11 protein-coding genes are annotated in these 21,474 nt (G+C 58.4%); 6 read left to right on the top strand and 5 right to left on the bottom strand.

Annotation, left to right across the window (positions count from 1 at the left end; all coding sequences use genetic code 11):
* Nucleotides 1-3: 3 nt before the first annotated feature.
* Nucleotides 4-1,479, top strand: a complete 1,476-nt coding sequence (locus tag ABIQ96_RS01095) for a glycoside hydrolase family 130 protein (RefSeq protein WP_348212683.1) — start codon at nucleotides 4-6, stop codon at nucleotides 1,477-1,479.
* Between the two features lie 741 nt (nucleotides 1,480-2,220).
* Here the strand turns inward: ABIQ96_RS01095 and ABIQ96_RS01090 are convergent.
* Complete coding sequence (locus ABIQ96_RS01090) at nucleotides 2,221-2,550, bottom strand: HU family DNA-binding protein (RefSeq protein WP_348212682.1); 330 nt, start codon at nucleotides 2,548-2,550, stop codon at nucleotides 2,221-2,223.
* Nucleotides 2,551-3,338: 788 nt separating this feature from the next.
* Here ABIQ96_RS01090 and ABIQ96_RS01085 point away from each other — a divergent pair.
* The 5 genes from ABIQ96_RS01085 to ABIQ96_RS01065 all read left to right on the top strand — a co-directional run bounded on the left by ABIQ96_RS01085 (nucleotide 3,339) and on the right by ABIQ96_RS01065 (nucleotide 12,579).
* Nucleotides 3,339-6,884, top strand: a complete 3,546-nt coding sequence (locus ABIQ96_RS01085) for a pilus assembly PilX N-terminal domain-containing protein (protein ID WP_348212681.1) — start codon at nucleotides 3,339-3,341, stop codon at nucleotides 6,882-6,884.
* A gap of 70 nt (nucleotides 6,885-6,954) precedes the next feature.
* On the top strand, nucleotides 6,955-7,650 hold the full coding sequence (locus ABIQ96_RS01080) for a hypothetical protein (RefSeq protein WP_348212680.1): 696 nt from the start codon (nucleotides 6,955-6,957) through the stop codon (nucleotides 7,648-7,650).
* Nucleotides 7,647-10,172, top strand: coding sequence for a LamG-like jellyroll fold domain-containing protein (locus ABIQ96_RS01075; protein ID WP_348212679.1), 2,526 nt, complete (start codon nucleotides 7,647-7,649; stop codon nucleotides 10,170-10,172). Before ABIQ96_RS01080 ends, ABIQ96_RS01075 begins: the two co-directional genes overlap by 4 nt.
* Nucleotides 10,169-10,816 carry a response regulator transcription factor gene (locus ABIQ96_RS01070; RefSeq protein ID WP_348212678.1) on the top strand — a complete coding sequence of 216 codons (648 nt, stop codon included), beginning with the start codon at nucleotides 10,169-10,171 and terminating at the stop codon, nucleotides 10,814-10,816. The genes ABIQ96_RS01075 and ABIQ96_RS01070 overlap by 4 nt, the downstream gene beginning before the upstream one ends.
* 86 nt (nucleotides 10,817-10,902) lie before the next feature.
* Nucleotides 10,903-12,579, top strand: a complete 1,677-nt coding sequence (locus tag ABIQ96_RS01065; RefSeq protein WP_348212677.1) for a hypothetical protein — start codon at nucleotides 10,903-10,905, stop codon at nucleotides 12,577-12,579.
* Between the two features lie 242 nt (nucleotides 12,580-12,821).
* Here ABIQ96_RS01065 and ABIQ96_RS01060 read toward each other — a convergent pair whose 3' ends face one another.
* The 4 genes from ABIQ96_RS01060 to ABIQ96_RS01045 form a co-directional block, all read right to left on the bottom strand.
* Nucleotides 12,822-14,399 carry a sugar porter family MFS transporter gene (locus ABIQ96_RS01060; protein ID WP_348212676.1) on the bottom strand — a complete coding sequence of 526 codons (1,578 nt, stop codon included), beginning with the start codon at nucleotides 14,397-14,399 and terminating at the stop codon, nucleotides 12,822-12,824.
* A 28-nt stretch (nucleotides 14,400-14,427) separates the two neighbouring features.
* Nucleotides 14,428-15,345, bottom strand: coding sequence for a carbohydrate kinase (locus ABIQ96_RS01055; protein WP_348212675.1), 918 nt, complete (start codon nucleotides 15,343-15,345; stop codon nucleotides 14,428-14,430).
* 13 nt (nucleotides 15,346-15,358) lie between these two features.
* The gene (locus ABIQ96_RS01050) at nucleotides 15,359-17,509 is read right to left on the bottom strand and encodes a glycoside hydrolase family 32 protein (RefSeq protein WP_348212674.1); all 2,151 of its coding nucleotides are present in this window, start codon (nucleotides 17,507-17,509) and stop codon (nucleotides 15,359-15,361) included.
* Nucleotides 17,510-17,607: 98 nt separating this feature from the next.
* Nucleotides 17,608-21,456, bottom strand: a complete 3,849-nt coding sequence (locus ABIQ96_RS01045; protein ID WP_348212673.1) for an autotransporter-associated beta strand repeat-containing protein — start codon at nucleotides 21,454-21,456, stop codon at nucleotides 17,608-17,610.
* Nucleotides 21,457-21,474: the final 18 nt, after the last annotated feature.

The raw sequence follows: 21,474 nt of genomic DNA, 5'->3' as shown, positions 1-21,474 counted from the left end.
CCAATGAACTCAATCTCCATTCGCCGCCATGAGATCATGCTGCAACCCGAGAGTGCGCGCGTGATCATCCGCCCGTTCATCCCCACTAGTTCTGAAAAAATCGGTGCCATCATCGGGCGGGCTCTGGATCTGAGCGACGAAGAGGTGATAGGCGAGTTGCAAGCGGTTTGTCATGAGTTCGACGCCCGGCACTACGACATCGAAACACTGCTGATGGAGCATTATATGAAGGTCGTCCGGCATATCTCGACTCCTAGCCCACTTTCACGCGACCGGGAGCTTCTGATAGGCGCTCTGTTTTCCGGCGAATATTCCCTGGAATCTGCGGCGTTGTTCAATCCGTCCATCGTCGCCCATCCGGATCAAAGCGGCGTTCCGGACGGCGGCTTGCGTTTCATCATGAGCCTGAGAGCTACGGGTGAAGGGCACATTTCATCGATCGAGTTTCGATCAGGGGAGATCGATTCCGCGGGCGACATTGTTCTCGATCCTGTATCCCGATACGTTGCCATGCCGAATATCGTGCTCAATCCGACCTACAGGAAAAAGAGCTTCATTCTGAAATTCCATGAAATGGGTTTCAATAATTTATTTGTGGACGCGGTCATAGCTCCTCTGGGCGCTGAGTTTACTCGTACGGCGCTCAATGACAGCGTGGCGAAAGTGGAGCGGGAAATGCATCCCGACACCCATGAGCATCGCCGCACTTTGGAGTGCATCCAGTGGCTCGCGGACTCGAACTACGAACTAAGCTTTTCTTCCAAGCTCAGTGTTAGCGAGCGAATCATCTTCCCCGTATCGCTCAACGAGAGCAACGGCATCGAGGACGCGCGCTTCGTCCGGCTGACAGAAGACGACGGTTCCACGCTCTACTGCGCCACCTACACCGCATATAACGGCAAGGCCATTCTCCCCCAGTTTATCGAAACCCGGGACTTCCTGCACTTCCGCGTCCTTACGCTCAACGGCACCGCCGTGCAGAATAAAGGAATGGCCCTGTTCCCGCGCACCATCGACGGCCGTTATGCCATGCTTTCCCGTCAGGATGATGAAAATCTCTTCATCATGTTTTCTGACAATCTCCACTACTGGAACGACCCGCAACTACTGCTGGGGCCGGCGGAGGTCTGGGAGTCCGTCAAAATCGGGAACTGTGGTTCGCCACTTGAAACCGAAGCCGGCTGGCTTGTGATCACTCACGGTGTCGGCCCGTTGCGGAAATACTGCATCGGAGCGGTTCTGTTGGATTTGAACGACCCTTCCAAAGTCATCGGGCGGTTGAAATATCCTCTGATTTCTCCGCAAGGTATCGAACGCGAAGGTTACGTCCCCAACGTGGTTTACAGCTGTGGCTCGCTTCTGCACGGCGACAAACTGATCCTGCCCTACGCAATGAGCGACAAATTCACCGCCATCGCAGGCGTCGATTTGAAGGAACTGCTGGTAGCCATAACGAAAGACCACGGTGTGAAATCTTAGAGTTTGAAAGTCGGGGTTTTTAACGTTGGGGACTTATTTGCCTGTAGCGCTTCTGAGGGTGTTAGAATCCATGTTGCCGATCTCCTGAAGCACTCCGACATCGGCGCGCCGCAGTATTTTCAGACCCAGACTTGGCCGTATTCGAAGACCAGCATTTCGATCTGCTTGCCGAGCGCGGAGTGAATTGAAGCGGAGTATGGCAGGGTGCCCGGCCCTTCCGCCAATCAAGATTGATTGTTAGGCCTGTCGTTCGAATCTTTTTTTTGCGGTTTTACCTACCCGTGGTAAAGTCGATGCGTGGTGGTTTGGAAGCGTGAATGATTCCCCCCGCAAGGATCCGCAAAGAGATCCGCCTCTTCCAAGCCACCTGTTCCCATCCTCCAATGGCATCCGGAGAGGCGACCCATTTGGGGTGGATAGCTGTTTCACAACAGCAGCAGCTTCCCGTTCAGGAAGCTGCTGGAGGAGTCGCTTGACGGCTGGCAAGTCCCCCCCGGTTCCTGCGCTGCGCCTTGTCTCTCGATGCTTGGTTCCGGAGGAATTTCCGCATCTGTTCAGATTTAGCACGGTTCCGGTCCCAGCGCAAATTCCGTTGCTCAAGTGGACTTCCGATTCGCGGCCCAGCGACAAAAATCATTTACCGAATTTCATGTTGGAGCGGACGATGAAAATCCCACAAAAAAAGCGGCCCCTCGGACGAACCGGGGAGCCGCTTGGATTGGATCGTCTAATTGACCGATCTCAGAGAACCATGTCCTTGAGCTTCTTCAACGGACGCACTTTGACTGCTGTCGATGCTGGCTTGGCCTTGAACATGACTTCTTCCTTGGTGAAAGGATTGATGCCCTTGTGTGCCTTGGTAGCCGGCTTGCGCACGGTGCTGATCTTCAGAATGCCGGGGAGAACGAATTCGCCGACAGCGTTCTTTTTGACGTGTGCTTCGATGACGTCGGTCAGGCTGTCGAGGACGGCCGAGACCTGCTTGCGGGTGAGTTCCGTGCTTTCCGCGATTTGATCGAGAATCTGGGTCTTGTTGAGTTTGTCTTTGATGGGTGCTGATTTCTTAGCCATGAGTGCGAGTTCAAATCACCGGTCACGAATGTCAAGGCCACAGCGTGAAAGAAACGCTATAAATCAAGGGTGATTCGCGCGACACCCGGAAGGAGGCGGGGGAATTCGCCTGTTTCGGGGTGGATTGGCGGTGGGAATTGATTCCGTTGCCTCCGTTTTGGTGCCGGCCGCCGCCGCGTTGTTAGGTTTGCATTTCGAATCGTTGATCCGGACTTCGGTCGGCTCACCACCCGGGAGCGGGGAGGAGACGAGGGTGTCGTTCGCCAGCTTGCTAGGATCGCAGGACAGACGCCCGACTTCGGCTCCAGTGCTTTTTGGGGGCAGGGCCACCTTGTGTTCTGCTTCCGCCGTTGATTTAGAGAGAGGATGGGGACCCATGCGGATCGGATTGACGGTCCGGGGGCTTGGACGGGATTCTGGGTTTCCGCTCGTTCAGGCGGCCCTGCGAACCGGTGCCCAGTGCTTTTACCGACAATTCGCGACCATGGGCTATCCGGAAGCCTGTTTCCCGCACTCCGAACCGCGAATGCGGCTGCCTGGATGACGAAATATTTCACGATTTCAAAGATTCATTACCCGCTGTAAACGGTTCAAAATAAGGGGAAATCGGGCATCCTATAGAAACAGGGAGGTAGGCGGAGCCGCAAGTTTGAGGTATTTACATTTGCACTGGCCGGGCGTGCCTGCATTTCGCTCAAACCCGACCATTTGATAGCCAAAGCACCCGCTGGATCCACCATCCAACACCAGCGGATTTTCAAAAAACCCCAGGCCGGTCAGATAAATTCATGAAACTCAAACCCAATAAAAAATCGACCGGAGGCTTTGCGCTCATTGTCACGCTGTCGCTGATGATTCTGCTGACGGTCATCGCGGTAGGGCTGCTGACGCTGAGCTCCATCAGTCTCCGGACCTCTTCCCAATCCTCCGACATGGCGACCGCCCGCAGCAATGCCCGGATGGCGCTGATGCTCGCGGTGGGGGAATTGCAGAAAAACGCGGGACTCGACACCCGGGTCACGGCGCGGGCGGATTTGGTCGATGCCAATGCTTCCCCGGTTCTCGGTGTTTGGAAAAGTTGGGAAGGAACGGATCATGATGCTACGGGACTTCCGAAGGCTCCGACTTATACCGATCACAAAAGCGCACGTTTCCTAGCGTGGCTGACCTCGGCGTCAGTGGGAGCCACCATGGGCAATCTGCCAAATACCAAGGCTGCCAATGGCAAGGTTGCGCTGCTCGGAGAAAAATCGGTGGGTGCTATCGATCCCGACAAGCGCCAGATTCATCTCGAGCCAACCAGAGTCACCTCAGGTAATTCGCACGGCACCTACGCATGGTGGATCAGCGGGGAAAATCAGAAGGCCCGCCTGCCAAGGCCCTACGCCCCCGCCACGGACAATCCCGCCACTTGGTCGGTATTGGCCAAGTCGTACGCGCCAGCTGATCCTGTGCCGTTCGGTTTGGATAAATTGCTCAAGGACACTTCTCTTAAGGATCCGGCCATGATGTCTATCGGGGCGAAGGCGATCAGTCTTCAGCAAAGCAACCTTTTGGATCCCACCACCGCTGTTCCCAATCCGCAACGCTCTCAGGAATATTATCATGATCTCTCGGTGAACTCCGTCGGACTTCTGACCAACACCGCGACCGGCGGCTGGCGCAAGGATCTGTCACTAGTCGCGGATACCTACGATACTTCGTTGCCGTCCGCCAATCTTCCGTTTTTCAGAGTCCTCCCTGAAAGGGATCTGTTATACACCAGGCCGTCTAGCAATGCCGTCGTCGCGAAATCCCTGCTCTATCCATGGAGCGACTATCGGCGCGCCGCCGTCAGCGGCAACGAGGCGATTTATCGATTTCCGCCGATTGGCAGTTGGGCAAACCTCGCGAGATACGCCACGCTTTACAAGAAATTCGGCGCGACCAGTGCCTCCGGTTCGATGTCCACCGGGATCCAGGCAACTGCCATCAGTGGTGATGTCGGAAGTTTCATCCATAACGTCCGAATTCTGCCGGTGATCGCCCGCGTGCAATGGATTTACTATCACCACACGGTTTTCAACGCCACCGGTGCCAACGCCGGCAAGTATGATGTGAAACTCGCCGTGCAACCGGTGCTCACACTGTGGAATCCCTATAACGTCACCATCACCGCACCTGGGAAATTGTCGTTCAGGCTGATCGGATCGCTTCCGCCCGTGATTTCCTACAAGATCTGCGGGGTTGCCCAGCCTTTGGGAGTTACCTTGCAGGACAGTGCCATGACTCCTGCGGCGAAAGCGACGACTAAAGGCGCGTTCCCAGGCGAGAGCACTTATGTCATTGAGAATCTTCAGTCATTGGCTCCGGGTGAGACCCGGGTTTTCAGCCCTAAGAGCGCGTCCAACACCCTGGAACCTGGTTATTCTCCTTACACCGCGGCCAAGCCATATGGGACATCCGCCACGATCGCGACAGTTTCCCCGGCTCCAACAGGTGGCGACAATAAGATTACCACCGATGTCGCCTTCATCTCCGAGTTTTCCGACAAGGGGGACGGCGTAGGACTCTACATGAACATGGATGCATCGATGGGAACCGTCCTTGCCTATCGAATGTTGTATGACAAGGCAAAGGCGAACGAATTCTATCCGCCGTTTCCGGCGAGCAAATTCCCATCTCCCACTCTCTCTGAAGCGATGGTGCCAACTCCTTTCCTGTCCGTTACATTCGGTGCGCGGATGGCCAGTAACACCCACTTGCCGTCGAAGGGGTTTGTGCAGTCCAGTCCGTTTGTGAACTACACGGCGATGGGCAAAAAGGGCCCGGCTGAGGAAACCATCACTTACAGCTATCCGGGGGTGCTTCACAACGTGAACTCGCCATTTGAATTCAGCTTCCAGGGGCTGCAGTCCATCGGCGATTATATCCCCGATACGGATGCCAAGAACCATGGATTCATCATGACCGGCTTCAAGGTTTCGAATGGATTGTCGCGTTGCGTTATCGACGAATTGCCCGGCCGTCCGCTCGCTTCCCTCGCGGAGCTTCAGAACTGGGACGCGCGTTATGAAAATCCGGTGCCTCCCTATTCATTCAATCTTGTGGGAAACAGCGACGCCAACCCGCTGTTCCCGTCCAACGCTGTCGTCAACGCCGCCGAGGTAAATGCGAAAAGGGCTGAAAACCTGCAGAACGACGATTCCTACTGCCTCAATCACATGCTGTTCGACGATTGGTTCTTTTCCTCGATCGCTCCGGAACCCACCAGCTTTGGTGCGCCCTCCGCCAGCTCTTCGGCCAAAACCACCTACACCAATTTCCTGAGAGACGCCACCAAGCCGCTGGCGAATCGTTCCTACAGGGCAATCCAACAGGACGTCGCGTATGCAGCCTCGTCCGCCGCGAATGCCAGCACGCTTGCGACCAAAAACGTCGGAGTGATCGCCACCTCTTACAAGACCATCGCCTCGCGCCTCGAGGTCGAAGGAATGTTCAACGTCAACTCGACTTCTGTAAAAGCCTGGCGCGCCCTGCTTGGCCACGCGCGGAATCAAAAGGTCCCCTACATTGGGAGCAATAGTACTCCCGAACTTTCCGGCGAGACCGATTACCCGTTCAGCCGCTTCAGCGTGGCTGGCGACGTGGAAGCGTCGAAGTCCGGAAACTCCGGGACTTTCGCCGGTAATGCCCAATATGCCGGCTACCGGGTATTTACCGAGAGCCAATTGGACCTTCTGGCGGATGAAGTCGTCAAACAGGTCCGCCTCCGCGGCCCGTTCCTTTCTCTATCGGAATTCGTGAATCGTCAGCTCTCCCAAGACAACGGCCTGGCTTTGGCGGGAGCCATCCAGACCGCTCTGAACAAACTCGCGGATAGTTCGCAGAATCCGTATTCGGTGGTTCAAAAGGACACCACCCCGGCGACTCCCGGAGGTGTTTCGGGATCCAATAAATCGACGGCAAATCCGCCTGGCGGTGCCCCAGGCGACACGGGTTACAAATTTGGGGCGGCTGCGGTTGGCTACAATCTCTACGGCGTTCCTGGATGGACGCGCCAAGCCGACGTCCTCCGCCCGCTCGCCCCGATCCTTTCCGCCCGCGACGATACCTTCACCATCCGCGCCTATGGTGATGCCCGCGATGCCACCGGAAAAATCGTCAAGGCCCGTGCGGTTTGTGAAGCGACCATCCGCCGCAGCAGGGAATACGTGGATTCCACCGATGACACGGCTGTTGTCGATCTCTCGACATCGTCGGGGACGCTCCCCACCAAAAGGGCGGCGAACGGCCTCTTCGGCCGACGTTTCGAGGTGATCTCATTCCGGTGGCTGTCGCAGGACGAGGTTTGATGGTTCCTCGCTGTGGATTTTTTTGACACGTCTCCGCCCGTTGCCTAGCTTTTGAAATTCCTGTACGCCCATGCGCCGCCTACTTCTACTCGCACTCCTGTTTCCGATGCTTGCCCATGCGCAGGACAAACCCGCAAAGCGGACCTGCCGGATACTTTTCCTCAATCCGCCCGCGGATGCTCCGAAGAAGCTGTATCTGTTCGATGGCGTGGCCTCGCATGAAATCCAAATGCCGGAGATGAATTTCTCGGACGTCTATCAACTCGCCGGCGGCGACACCACCCTCCGCCTGCTGCCCGCGCCGGTGGTCAAGGCCGAGGAAATCCCGGCGGGCGCGCCATCCGGCAAGCTGGCGGAATCGGTGGTGGATCTCTATCTCGTCGCGAGCTCCGACCCTGCGAACAAGGTGGTTCCGGTGCGGTTCCAGATTATTGACGCCAGTGCGATGAAATTCAGACAGGGCCAGATGATGTGGTACAATCTAACGAATCTCGCTGTGGGCGGAAAATTAGGAAGCCAGAAACTCGCGATGAAGGGGCAATCCCGCGTGGTGACCGAGGCACCCACCTCGGGTCCGGAATCATATGACGTGGAACTCTCCTATCAGATTCCCGGCGATCCGCAGTTCCATCCGATCAGCCAGACGAAATGGGTCCATGATCCACGGTCACGGATGGTCATGTTCATCTACGGAGGCAATGACAACAGCGTACCGCAGATTTCGGGATTCAAGGATTTCCGGGACGCTCCCGCAAAGACCGAATGAACTGGCGCATCGGCTTGATGGCGGCTGGCCTGCTCCAGATGGCGGGCGCGGCACCGGCATTCACTCCCTACGTAGCGGACGACGCGACCCTCCACCTCTGGCATCTCGATGAACGGACTCCGCCGTTTCAGGACTCCGGCCTCAGCCCTGCGCCGCTGTTAGGCCTGCTCAACGGGGCGGCTTCGGGAATTCCATCGTTGGATGGTTTCGGATCGGCCGTCTCATTTACCTACTCCGCCACCACCGAGCCGGGCAACGCCCACCCGTATGGTCCGATCCTGCTGGCCAAGCCGGCACTGGATTCGGGGCCGGCCGACAATGTGGATGTTCCGTTTCCGGTGATGGGCGAGAATGGTGCTTTCACCATGGAGGCGATTGTGAAACTGGACATGTTGCCGTCCGCCTCACCGAGCTTCGCCGCCGATATTGTAACGATGGATGATGACAGCCAGGCGCACCGTGTTTTCCTGTTCCGCATCGAGAAGCCCGGGTTTCTATCATTCGTCCCGATCTCCGGTGACGCCGTGCGCGGTGGGGGGTTGGCGACAATCCCAACGACCGGCCCGCATGCGATCAACACTCATGACTGGTTCCACGTCGCCGTGACTTATGACGGAAACGAGAACGTCGCGGACAATCTCAAGCTCTACTGGACGCGGATCGGATCGGGAGCGGAGGCCGCCAATCAGATCGGTCGTGGAACCCTGCCTGCCGACCTGCGCCGCGAACTTGGCGATTTCGCGTTAGGAAACTCAGGGAAAATCAATGCGCTCGGGCCGTTCGAGTTCTTCCCCGGTAGCATCGACGAGGTGCGGATGAGTGGTGTGGTCAGGCGGCCGCAGGATTTCTTTTTCGTCAGCCCGGAGGCGAAAAAGCGGGCGGACGAATTGCTGTCGGAAGACCATCCCGGACAGCCGCGCGCGGATCTGGCATTGAAACAACTTTTCGTAGATGACGTGTCGATACCACTTCCCGTGGACCGCTCGCCGTTGGCTCTCGGACCGGGGACGCATCGGTTGGATTTTGATTTTGGATTTCCCCCAGGAGTCGTCGCCGACCCGACGGCCGTGAAATGCCGCATGGACGGACTCGACGAGGACTGGCACGCCACGGCGCGCGGCATGACCCTCACCTGGGAAATGCTCGACAAGTCGGGGGAGCTGATAGGCCGTACGATTTTCTCCGCCACCCGTTCCAGCCCGGGATGGGAGAGCGACGTGGTTGACTCGCCATGGGTCCGCAGGTCCGAGCCGCTGTTTATACCGGAGAACACCCGCCGGATCCGGGTGACCATGTCATCAGGCACGCCGGACACCACCGGGTGCTGGGTGATCGATGATATTGCTCTAACAAGATCCGCCAGGCCCGACGCGAATCTCTGGATGAATGGAGGGTTCGATGACGGCGAGCGCACCGACCAGATCGGCGGCATTCCCTCCGGTTGGACGCGGGGCGGCAGCGAACCCGCGATCGCCCGGTTGATGCTGGGAGGCGCGCCGGCGCTGGGATTGCTGGATGCCGAGCAGAACAGCTCGGCGTTCTGGACGAGCACCCAGAATCTGTCGGTTAGGCCGGCCGGAGGAGGAGAGACCTTCCTGCTCTCCTGGTCGGAAGCGTTCAATGTGATTTCGGGCTCGTCGTTGCGCGCCACCTATATGAACGTGCCGTCCGGAGAATATACATTCCGGGCGATCGCGGTATCGGACAAGCCCGCGGTGCGAACTTCGGCTCTGGCGTTTCCACTGCTTATCCGGCAGCCGGTATGGAAGCGGGCATGGTTCCTGCCGCTGGTCGTCGCTGCGGGACTCATTCTTGTCGGCTGGACCTTCTTTCTCAACTATCAGCGCCGCTCCCGCAACCGCATCGCCGCGATCCGCATGGCCAGCGCGGTGGAGAGAGATCGGGCCCGCATCGCCCGTGACATGCACGACGATCTCGGCACCCGCGTTTCATTGTTGAAACACGCCGCCTCGGTCGTCCTCGGGGCGATCGAGAACGAACCGGGGAAGGCGCGCTACCAAGCGGTGAGACTGGAGTCCGCCGCCTCAGACCTCGTTTGGGCGATGGATGGTCTGGTCTGGGCGGTGAACCCGGCGAACGACACGCTGGAACATCTAGCAGGCCACTTGTCGGGAGTGGCTCAGGAAATTTTTCGTGATGCCCCCGTCACGCTGCGGATTTCAATCCCGACGGATTTTCCCACGTTCCCTCTGCGGTCGGATTTCCGTCATCATTTCTCGCTGGCGACCAAGGAAGCGCTCCACAACATCCTGAAGCATGCCGGCCCCTGCGAAGCCACCCTGCAGTTGATGATCGAAGAGAAGAACCTCGTTGCGATCATTACCGACACCGGCACGGGTTTCGATCCTGCCGACCCGGATGCCGGCAACGGACTCACCAACTTTCTCGCCCGCGCCGCTGAAATGCAGGGCACTTGTGAGATCCATTCCGCGCCGGGGAAGGGCACGCGGGTGGTTTTGCGTTGTCCTATGCCGAAAGTTCCGTTGGTCTTACCCTCATGAAATCCAAAGCCCATAAAGTCGTCATCGTTGAAGACGACTCAATGTTCCGGGAATCCTTTATGGAAACCATCGCCACCACCGATTCCTGGACCGTCAGTGGCTGTCACGTCCGCGCGGAGTCCGCCATCGAGGCGATTCCCAAGTCTCCTCCGGATGCGGTCATCGTCGATATCCAGCTCCCCGGATTGTCGGGAATTGATCTTGTTAGAAAATTGAAGCCGCTGTGTCCGGAGACCCAGTTCCTGATGGTCACCGTTTTCGAGGATGCCGACATGGTGTTCGAAGCGCTGGCCGCCGGTGCTTCGGGTTACGTCTTGAAACGGGACGTGCATTCGCGTCTGTTGGAATCGTTGGATGACGTGCTTTCAGGCGGTGCGCCGATGTCCAGTGCCATTGCCCGCAAGGTGGTCCAGCATTTCCGGCTCCCGATTCAGGAGCCGGGCGAGGATTTCCATCTCACCCAGCGGGAAACGGAAACGCTCGACCTCCTGGTGAAAGGCTATTTCTACAAGGAAATCGCCAGCGAGCTGGGAATCCGCATCGATACCGTGGCCTTCCATCTGGGCAATATCTATCGGAAACTTCACGTCCGCACCCGCAGCGAGGCCATTCTCAAATACATGGGCCGTGGAGGCGAATCCTGATGTGTTAGCGGGTGGGGATGCTCCATAAACAGGGAGCTTCACGAACCGGCGGTGAAAGCTCACCGTTATCAACCACACGCCCACGAATGAAAACCCATCGCTTCGGAAAATTGATGTTGTCCACCCTGAGTGGAATTCTCCCGCCCCTCGCGTCATGCGGAGTGGCGATGGCGGACGAGTCGAAACCGGTGATTCCTGCGCAACCGCGCATCGTCAATCTCTACAATTTCATCCGCAATTCGGACTACCGCCTCCAAAACTCGGAAGACATTCTTTTCGACACGACGAAGCGGCAGATCGAATTGATCAAACCCACGCACCTGCCAGCGACCTGGGCTTTGCAATACGACGCGCTGATCAATCCCAAATACCAGGCGCTGCTGAAAGAACAAGCCGGTCCCGACGACGAGATCGCCGCCTGGTGGGAGATCCCGCGGCAGTTGGTCCAAAAGGCGGGACTGAAATGGCGGGGCCATGACCATGACTGGGACTCGACCGCCAACGTCGGATTTTCTCCAGGCTATTCGCCGGATGAACGCCGCAAGCTGGTGGACGTCTACATGGCGGATTTCAAGCAGATCTTCGGCTACTATCCGAAGTCGGTGGGCTCGTGGTTTATCGACGAGGTGACCTTGGACCACATGGTCAAGCGCTACGGCATTGTCGCGTCGTGCAATTGCAAGGACCAGGTGGGCACCGACGGCTACACATTGTGGGGCGGCTATTGGAACCAGGCCTACTATCCGAGCCGAGTGAACGCCTACATGCCCGCCCAGACGAAGAGCGGCCAGATCGATGTTCCGATCTTCCGCATGCTCGGCAGCGATCCGATCTATCAGTATGGCCGTACCAACGGGATGTTCACCCTCGAGCCGGTCTATGCGGGAGCCGGCGGCTCGGAGGCGTGGGTGAACTGGTTCATGAAGAACCTGATCCAAGAACCATCACTGGCGTTCGCCTATACCCAGGCAGGCCAGGAAAACTCGTTCGGCTGGGACGGGATGAAAAACGGACTTACCCTGCAGGTGAAACTGCTGGAAAAGCAGGCGCAGGCCAAGGAGATCCAGGTCATGACGCTGGGGCAAGCGGGCAAGTGGTTCAAGAGTCGCTATCCGCTCACGCCACCGACCTCGATGGTTTCGATGGATGATTGGAGGAATCAGAATCGCAAGACGGTTTGGTATAACAGCCGTTTTTACCGGCTGAACGTTCTGTGGGAGGATGGCGGATTTTTCATCCGCGACCTCCACCGCTTTGATGAAAAGGTCGTCTCAGTGACGCATGATTCCGCGCTCACCACCTCGTCGTTGGCGTATGGCACGCTTCCGGTGATGGACGGTTCGCTTTGGTCCGAGAAGGAAAAAGCGGGCATCCGTCCGGTGCTGTTAGCTACGGATGGAAACAGCTCGCCGATGGCTCCTGAAGGTCCACCGGTGGTCAAGGAGTTGAATCAAACGGATCTGGGAATCAGCCAGCCTCTCGCCGGCGGGGGAACTTTTTACATGGTGTGTCGCGAAGCGAACGTCACCTGCACGGGGCTGGACGGACAAGGAAAGCCTTTGCACTGGGCATGGGAGATGAGGGGAGGGGATCAGCAGAAATCCGCCGTAAGCAAAGTGGATCCGAAGAGCATCACTTATCGCGTCGGGGACACGAACTACGAACTCGGACTCTCGGGTTCATCCCAACAAATGCCCGACGGCGCGATCCGGATTATTCCCAACAGTTCGGGAAAACTCGTCATGACCCTCGGCGGATCGTGAGTTTGTCCGTTAGACCCATTGGTAAAAGATTTTTCCGTTAACCGTGCCGCATCGTCGCCCCAAGGTGCGGCGATCTCCGAATCGCCGTGGTCCATGGAAAGCCAATGAACGAGGCTAGCCACTTTCAATTGTCACCTCATGGGCTGGGGCGATTCGGAGATCGCTCTTCCTTGTGAAGAGCTGCCTCGTCGGGACTCATGGGCGTTCCGGCAATGAAATTTGGCAAACGGCCCAGATGAAAATCAGCTGATGCCGAGTTTTTTCTGGATGTCCTCCAGCGGGATGCCCTTGGTTTCCGGCACCGAGAAGATCACCCACAGCAATTGCAGCACCATCATGCCGCAGAAGAATGCAAAGACCGTCGCCGGCGAGAAGGCGGTGACCATCTTCGGGAAAAACGTCGTGAGCAGGGCGGCGAAGATCCAGTGGGTGAAACTGCCGAGTGCCTGACCTTCGGCGCGGTGGCGGTTAGGGAAGATTTCCGAAATCAAGACCCAGATGACAGCGCCCTGGCCCACCGCGTGCGATGCGATGAAAGCGAAGATGCAGAGCATAACCACCATTCCGCCAGAGCCTGCGGACTCGGATGCCCTCGTCATCGCCATTTCGGCCACAGATTTTACGTCATCAGGAGTGGCTTGATCGGAGATTAATACCGGCCCGGGTTCGTAGCGTGGATCGGCGGATGCTGTTAGCAATGCCGTCTTTGCCTCTGAAAAATCTGCTTCGACCTTGGTGCGGCTCTCCGCATCCGCTTTTTCGACACGGGGTGCCATTTCCACCACGGCGATCGCCGTAGAGGCGACTTTGAATTGCGGAGCCCAATGAGAAAAGGCGAGCGCACACAGCCCGAGCGAGGCGATGTAACCAAACGACCCGATCAAAAGCAGGGTGCGGCGTCCCATCCGGTCGATGAGCCAAAGACCGACAAACGTGAAGACGAGATTGGTGATGCCGATACCGACGGATTGTAACAGCGCGGCTTTTTCTCCCAGACCCGTCATTTCAAAAATCCGCGGGGCGAAGTAGAGGATGGCGTTGATGCCGGAGAGCTGGTTGAAGAACGCCACGAAGAACGCCAGCATGATGGGAACGCGCAGCCCCCAGGTCCAGAAACGTCCCGAGGTTTTCTGCCCTGACGATGCGGACGTGATGAGATCCGCTTGTGCTTCGAGCTGGCTATCCGTTGCGTTCGGTTCGATCACGCGCAAGGCCGCCAATCCTTTCGCACGGTCGCCCTTGCGTGTGAGAAGCCAGCGCGGGCTTTCGGGAATAGCGAAGCACATGACCGTGTAAATGACGGACGGAACGGCGGCCACGCCGAGCATCCAGCGCCACGCATTGGGGCCGATTCCGGCAAGCAGGGCATTGGATAGAAATGCGATTACGATTCCGAAAACGATGTTGAACTGGAACATGCCTGCCAGACGTCCGCGGTGGGCCGGCGGAGCGATTTCCGAGATGTAAAGCGGCGCGGCGACCGTGGAGATTCCGATGCCAAGTCCACCGATGAAACGCGCGGCGATGAACATATTCACATCCGTGGCGAAGCCGCAGCCCAAAGCGGAAATCAGATAGAGCGCGCCAATCCACAGCAGCGTCGCCCTGCGCCCGAAGCGGTCGGTGGGCCAACCACCCGCGAGCGAACCGATCACGGTTCCATAAAGCGCGGCGGCCATTGCGATGCCGTGCATGCCGGGGCTCAGTCCCCAGAGTTTCTGGATCGTTTGTTCGGCTCCCGAGATGACCACGGTGTCGAAGCCGAAAAGGAAACCGGCCAGCGCCGAGACGATTGCGAAGAAGAAGATTCGAGGATTCATGGTTGGGTTTTAAGAGAGAAATGCATTGTCAGGTAGTGGCCGCCTGATGGCGCGCGCCGTTGACATCGAAGCGGGCGAGTATGGAATCCGGCAGCCGTGGGACGGCACCGGCTTGGGAACAAACGTGGGTGGCCACTTCGTTGGCGGCTTCCGAAATCCTGCCAATCGGCCAGCGGTTCAACAAGCCCATCGTGACGGCCGCAGTGAAGGAATCTCCGGCGCCAATAGTGTCGCTGACATTCACGGCAAGTCCGGGATGCTCGCACCATTCAACGCCATCGTAAAGAATGCTGCCTTCCGCTCCACGCGTGAAGGCGATGAGACGGAGTCCGTATCGATCGAGAAGCGTGGTGAGACACTCGCGGACGGATCCCTGAATGTCTAACATGGCGGCGATCTGGGGCAGCTCGGCGTCGTTCAATTTCAGAACATTGGCCAACTCCAGCGAAGCCTCGATGGTGGCGCTGGAGTAATGGTTCTGCCGGAGATTCACGTCGAAAACCCTGAGCGCTTCGGGACCGGTCAGCGAGACCAATCCACGAATGGTCTGCGCCGAAGCCGCGGAGCGTTGGGCGAGGGTGCCGAAACAAACCGCATCCGCCTGCGCGAAGACGTTTTCCAGACGGGGATCGGAAACGAGGTGATCCCACGCCGCGTCGGGCTCGATGGTGAACGCGGGTTGTCCGTCTTCCATGATTTTCACGCCGACGGATCCGGTGGCATGGGTGGGATCGATGGAAATGCCGGAAACCGGAAGCCCGAGATCGATTAGATTCCGGAGTAGTCCGGCACCCGGCTCGTCGTCTCCCACCCGGCTGGCGACTTGTGATTCCGCGCCGAGAGCACGGGCGTGACAGGCAAAATTGGCGGGAGCGCCACCCATGCGGGGGCCGGAAGGAAGGAGATCCCAGAGAATCTCGCCGATGCCGATGACCAGAGGTTTCATAAAGTGCGTCGGATCATTTCCAGACCGAACGGAGAGTATGGATTTTAAGGGATTCGAAAATTACCGAACCACCGGAGGCGACGATTTTCACAGGCTTGGTTCCGGGTGTTTGACGCAAATAGCGGCTGACGAAAGTGCCGTTGATGAAGGCCTCCATCGAAACGGTATCGACGAAGACGTGGATGTGGAGTTTGCCGTCCACCGGTGGTTGGACGCCTTCCGCTCCGGAGAATGTCTGATCGTCTTTTTTCCAGATCGCCGGGCTTTGATCGAAGATTTTGAAACCCATTTCAGCAGCCTGCGAGTTAGCATCGACCACGGCTTCGATTTCGAACTGTCCGCCGCTGAAGTCCGCCAGCGGATCAACGCCATCGGAAGTGACGGTTAGGTTTTTCCACTCCTTGGTGGATTCACGCAGCTTGGTGACCTCCTCGCTGGGTTCGGCCCAGAGGCGGATGGCACCACCGACCTTTTTCAGTGAGAAATCCATGGGCACGGTCATCTCGCAATTGAACGGAGCTCCCTGCATTTCAGCACCGCCCGCCCGCATCCAGCCGATGTGGACGCGGCGGCCGCCGGGCGCGTTGCTGTAAGTCTGGCCCGCATAGGCGCTGCCGAAATAGTACCGATGCGGACCGCTTTCCGCAGTAAATTTCCGGCCGTCGAAACTTCCCAACATGTATTTCCCGTTCGCGCCCCAGACGACCCAGCGGGTGTTCTTGGCATCGCCATCGACGGGCAGTTCGAACATGTCCGGGCACTCGCCTTCTCCGGGAATCTGATAGTCGCAGGTCTTCTCCCATTTTACCAGATCGGGGGAGGTGTAGATGGCGTAGTCATTTCCATCGTAATAGAGGTTGAGGATCCAGCGCTTGGTCGCCTCGTGCCACTGCACCTTCGGATCGCGGTTTTCCGCGCGGACATGCGGGATCACCGGATTGCCGGCGAATTTTCGAAAGGTTTTTCCGTTGTCGTCGCTGGAGGCGATGGACTGGGTTGTAGCGATTCCCGGAAGATAACTGTTGGGGCCGTGCGCGGTATAGGCCAGGACCAGCGTGCTTTCACCCTTGACCGGAAAGCCGACTTTCCCCTTGGGAGCGAGTACGGCGGAACCTGAAAACATGGAACCCTCGGCATCGGGAAACAACGCGGGCGGCAGTTCCTTCCAGTGAAACAGGTCGGGACTGACCGCGTGTCCCCAGGTCATGTTGTCCCAGCCGTGGTTATAGGGATTGTGCTGATAGAAAAGGTGCCAGTTGCCGTCCTTCCAGACGAGGCCGTTGGGATCGTTGAGCCATCCGCGGCGGCTGGTGAAATGATACTGCGGCCGGAGCGGCTCATGATAGATTCCGGTCTCGCCCGGATAGGTGGAGCTGATGGCGACTTTTTTCCAAGCCTCCTGCAGTGCGCCGGGAAGTTTTCCGGTGATGGTGATCTTCCTGCCCTGGAAGTTGGCGAGATCCGTGAAGACCCAGAAGTCGGGATGGTTGGTCAGGCAGATGTCGGAAAAGGTGAAAGGCTTGTCCTCGCCGTCCAGCGTCATGAAAAAGCGTTTCTTCAGCTTCGTGTCGAGGCTGACGGGCCAGACCAGATAGCGCTGGTTCACGGTGAACTCCTGACGGATTTCCATCACCCGCGGAGTGTCGCTTTGATCGATCTGATCCACGTTCAGGTGACCCCAGGTGCCTTTGCGCGAATCGATGATTTCCAACGAGACGGTTTTTCCCATCAGATCGGATAGATCCCACGTTTCCCAATCCAGCCGCTCGCTGCCGCCGGGCTGTTGGTTCGGGCCGGTGGAGGTTCGCACGACTTTTCCGAGCGACCGCAGGTTGATGCAGGTTTCTCCGGGAAATCCACCACCGCCTATCAGGAAGTTGAGGAATTTCCGTTCGACCTTGAATTCTGGTGAAACCAGCGTGCCGGTCGTGTCATCGCCGCCCTGATAGCTGTTGACGAATCCCTTGCCAAGGAATCCATCTACAGCCATCTGGCCTTGAAGCGCGCCCTGGGCCGGATTCTTCCCGAAGGCCTCGCCGGTGACTTTCCAGCCGCCGTAGTCCGCTCCTTCGAAATCGGCGATGAGAATGTCGTCCGCGGCCTTCAAGCCGGGGTGGGCGAGTGCCGCAAGGAAAAGAATAGTGGTTGTTAGTTGGGTGCTCACGCAAGAGATGAAAAGTCTGAAAATAGGCTGCCAGCCCGCGCGTCGGCGGGCTGGCAGCAAGGGTAATGGATCTCCCCCGATGATGGGGATGGTTTGGATTACGGCAAGGTCGCGCGCAGGCGGGCGAACACTTTTCCATCGACGGCGTTGGAAGCCGGGATGTGGACGGTGACGGCGTCCGGTGTGGCGGTTTGGTTCACGGCAACCGTGACTCCGTTGGCATAGGATCCTCCAGCTTGCACGACGGGGACGTCAGTCCAAATGCCGTCGAGATTGTCGTCCCATTGAACGATCAGCGTGGCGTTTCCGAGCGAGGCTTCCTCACGGGTGAACGTCAGGGTGAGGCCGTTTGTTCCGCTACCGGTTGCAGTGACGAGCGTGCCGCCGTCCTGGGCGAGAGGATCGCCACCGAGGATCCATTCCAAACCATTGGCAACTCCATCGAAATCCGGATCGGCGTTGAACGCAGGGTTCCTTCCCGCAGTTCCATCAAGGCCCTTTGAATCGGCCCAGTTGGTGTAAGGCGTGCCGACGGCAGTGAGAGTCACCTGCCCTGAAGTGTAGTTCAGGGTGAAGATATTGCTGCCGACCGTGACCGTGCTACCGTTGGGATAGCCCGCGAAGGTGCCAGTAATAGTACCCACGGCCTCAACAATCGGGAGTACGGTATTCACGGTGACGATGCCGGTGCCGATTTCCTCGAATGTAAGGTTGGCGCCATTGATATTGATGTCGCTGCCGAATGCCGCCAGTTCATCGGCGCTGTCGGAGGTGCTGTTGATGCTCACCGCGAGGGTGGAACCACTCGCGAGGCTGGCCGTGTCGCAAGAGAAGACGCCGATGGCGCTGTCTCCTGGTGCGATGGTTGCTCCCGACGCAACGGTCACTGCTGAGTATTGGTTTCCGTTGCCGGCAAGCGTGCCGGCACTGATCGTCGTGGGGCCGGTGTAGTCGTTGAAGCCGTTTAGGGCCAGGGTTCCGGAACCGGTCTTGACCAGTCCTCCGGCAGCGGTGGGCGTGTCAAAATCCGTGAGACCTCCTGATAGAGTGATCTTGTGATTCGCGCTATCGAAGGTCACGGGATTGATGAGTCTGATCACCAGCGGAGAGGACCAGTCGGCTGCCGCGCCGATGGTGCCGCCCTTGAGGTTGATTTCATAGTGGCCCGAGCCACCGGCGCTCGTGATTCCATCCGTTCCGACGTTCAAAGTGCCTGAGGTGAGGTTGTAAATGCCGGTTCCGGTCGTGAGGATGGATCCCAATTCCAATTGGCGGACGTTGATCGTTCCGCCGTTTTGATCCAGTTGGGAGGTGATGGGGCCGATGGCGAGTCCGAGACGGGTGTTGCTCATTTCAAGTGTTCCGCCGTTCATGACGTAGGATGCGACGGTCCCGCCGGCACCGCTGGCACCGATGAACGCATCAGGATGGTTGCTTGAATTGTAAGTGATGGTGCCACCGTTTTGTATCACCGAGCCATTGCCTCCGTCACGTCCGATCACCCAGGCATCACTGAAGATACCGGTGATGTTCAGCGAGCCGCCGGGTTCAACCGTTAGGGATGCGTTTGCGCCGGCCAGGTTGCCGATCCAGACGGCTGTTCCTCCGGTTCCCGTGATCGATGTCGGGCCGGTGATGGTGGTAGCCGCAGTGGTGGTCACGATTCCGGCGAACGAATTCGTTCCGCTGAGGGATTGCGTGCCGGCATTGGCAAACAGGGTGCCGGTGAAGGTATTGGTTCCACCCAATGTCGCGGAGATTGTTCCCCCGTTCAGGTTGAGCTGGCTTCCCACCGACGTGGTGCCGTTCAGAAACAGGTCGCCGCCGCTGACGATGATTGCCGAGCTGAAGTTCGATGCGCCGGTTAGAGTCAGCGAACCGGCACCGGACTTCGTCAATCCGCCGGAGCAGGTGATCGTGCCGCTGCCGCCGATGCTGTAGCTCTTCGTGTCGCCGGTGACGGTGACGGAGCCGGTGGAGACACCGGTGGTCACGTTCACCGCAGGGGTGTCGGAGCCGCTGTCGCTGAAGGTCACCGGATTTCCATCCGTAAACTGGGTTGCCCCGGTTCCATCATTCCAATTGACGTCGGCGAAGTTCCAGTTGTTGGAGGTGCCATCGCCCACCCAGGTGAGCGGGAGGCGGCTGGTGCCGAAGACCACATCCGACCAGCTCTGGCCGAGACGGATTTCGTCGTGTTTCACGGTGCGCCCGTTGTCGAATGCAGCCAGTGAGATTCCGTTGAAGGACATGTCGGCCACGGCCGTCTTGATCAGCGTGGGCGTGCCTGGCTCGAAGGCGGAGATGGGATTCTGATAGACATAGACATCGTCCGGGCCGGACTTGAAATCGATGCGAACCACGTAGAAGTTCACGCCCGTGCTGCCGGGACCGATCAGGGACGTTGCGTTGTTGGGAGCGCGCAGGTTGACGACGGGGTTGTTCGTATCGTTGCCGACACCACCAATCCGGCCCGAATCGCCAAGGTTGCCGCGATGGAACTCGAACTCGTAGAATTTGCTGGTTCCGTCCGGCTGCTGCATGAAGCTCAGATAGAGAGTCTTGCCATCGGCTCCGATGTTGCCATTTCCGTCCACGTAACCCGCCGTGCCGAAGCGGCCACCGGGCGTGGTGTCCACCAAACGGCCGCTGCGCTGCGCATTGGGCGTGAATGAGCTGTTTGACAGCGACATCGCATCGTACCCATTCGGAGCGTTGGTTCCGGCGGCGAGGTTGCCGGCCAGCACGTTTGACCCGCCGTTGTCGACGGCCGCCCATGCGGCGCCCCAGCCGAGGCCACCGAATTTCCCATCCATGTTGGTGGATCCGGTGTTGTAGTCGAATCCTTCGTAAGCCAGCAAACCGGCCGGCGTGGTCTGGACGACCACTGTTCCGTCGTTGGATGGCGTGGAGCCTTGTGAATTGGTGGCGACTACATGATAGGCCCCCGCATCACCGGGTTGGATATTGCTCAGATTAAGCGTCGAGCTGGTTTGTCCCGAGAGGAGGGTCGCACCCTTATACCACTGATAGGTCGAATCCGGCTGAGCGCTGGCAACCGCCGTGAAACCGATGGAACCGCCAACATAGGCATTGACGGTCGCCCGCGGCTGGCTGGTGAAAACGGGTGCGGCAAGTGTCGCCGCCAGAGCCACATCATCCCAAGTCGTGCCGAAGCGGATTTCGTCATGAGCCACGGTGCGGCCGTTGTTGAACGCGCCCAAGGAAACTCCGCTGAAAGACATGTCGGCGACGGCAGTCTTGGTCAGTGTGGCTGCGCCAAGGCCGGGGTCGGTGGCGGAGGTCGGGTTCCGATAGACGTAAACGTCATCGTTGCCGGGTTTGAAGTCGATCCGCACGATGTAAAAGTTCACCGCCGTGCTGCCCGCGCCGATGGCGGAATGAGTGCCGTTGGGGGCCCGCAGGTTCACGTTGGTCGTGCCGGTGTCGTTGCCAATGCCGGCGATGCGTCCGCCGTCTCCCAGATCGCCGCGATGAAACTCGAATTCGTAATAAGCGCTGGTGCCGTCGGGCTGCTGCATGAAGCTGAGATAAAGCGTGGTGCCATCCGCCCCGATCCGGCCATTGGGGTCACGATAGCCACGCGAGCCGAACGGCCCCGTGGTGGAGGTATTGAGCGACCGCCCAACGCGGCGGTTGTTCGGCAGATTACTGCTGTTTCCGAGCGAGCGGAGGTCGTAGCCGGTGGGCGAGCTGGCTCCTGCGGCGAGGCTGCTTGCAATCACATCGGCACTGCCGTTGTTGACCGTCTGCCAAGCTCCGTTCCATCCCGTGCCGCCGTTTTGGGTTGTTAGGTTTCCGGAGCCCGTGGCGTAGTCGAAGCCCTCATAGGCCAATTGCGTGGCCTGCGCGCCGAGGGGGACCAGCAACAATCCGGCCAGCAGGGCGGCGGAATTCGCGCTGAAATTGGGAGATATCAGTTTCATGGGATTTGTGTTCTTTGG

The organism is Luteolibacter sp., from assembly GCF_039920825.1.
Classification (GTDB): domain Bacteria; phylum Verrucomicrobiota; class Verrucomicrobiia; order Verrucomicrobiales; family Akkermansiaceae; genus Luteolibacter.
The sequence above is the reverse complement of the archived record's forward strand: the minus strand, read 5'-3'. Positions and strand labels throughout refer to the sequence as shown.

Bases quoted from the DNA above. Each gene is read 5' to 3' on its own strand.
- ABIQ96_RS01075 (WP_348212679.1), top strand. From the start codon at position 7,647: ATGAACTGGCGCATCGGCTTGATGGCGGCTGGCCTGCTCCAGATGGCG.
- ABIQ96_RS01045 (WP_348212673.1), bottom strand. From the start codon at position 21,456: ATGAAACTGATATCTCCCAATTTCAGCGCGAATTCCGCCGCCCTGCTG.
- ABIQ96_RS01070 (WP_348212678.1), top strand. From the start codon at position 10,169: ATGAAATCCAAAGCCCATAAAGTCGTCATCGTTGAAGACGACTCAATG.
- ABIQ96_RS01060 (WP_348212676.1), bottom strand. From the start codon at position 14,399: ATGAATCCTCGAATCTTCTTCTTCGCAATCGTCTCGGCGCTGGCCGGT.
- ABIQ96_RS01055 (WP_348212675.1), bottom strand. From the start codon at position 15,345: ATGAAACCTCTGGTCATCGGCATCGGCGAGATTCTCTGGGATCTCCTT.
- ABIQ96_RS01080 (WP_348212680.1), top strand. From the start codon at position 6,955: ATGCGCCGCCTACTTCTACTCGCACTCCTGTTTCCGATGCTTGCCCAT.
- ABIQ96_RS01095 (WP_348212683.1), top strand. From the start codon at position 4: ATGAACTCAATCTCCATTCGCCGCCATGAGATCATGCTGCAACCCGAG.
- ABIQ96_RS01090 (WP_348212682.1), bottom strand. From the start codon at position 2,550: ATGGCTAAGAAATCAGCACCCATCAAAGACAAACTCAACAAGACCCAG.
- ABIQ96_RS01065 (WP_348212677.1), top strand. From the start codon at position 10,903: ATGAAAACCCATCGCTTCGGAAAATTGATGTTGTCCACCCTGAGTGGA.
- ABIQ96_RS01085 (WP_348212681.1), top strand. From the start codon at position 3,339: ATGAAACTCAAACCCAATAAAAAATCGACCGGAGGCTTTGCGCTCATT.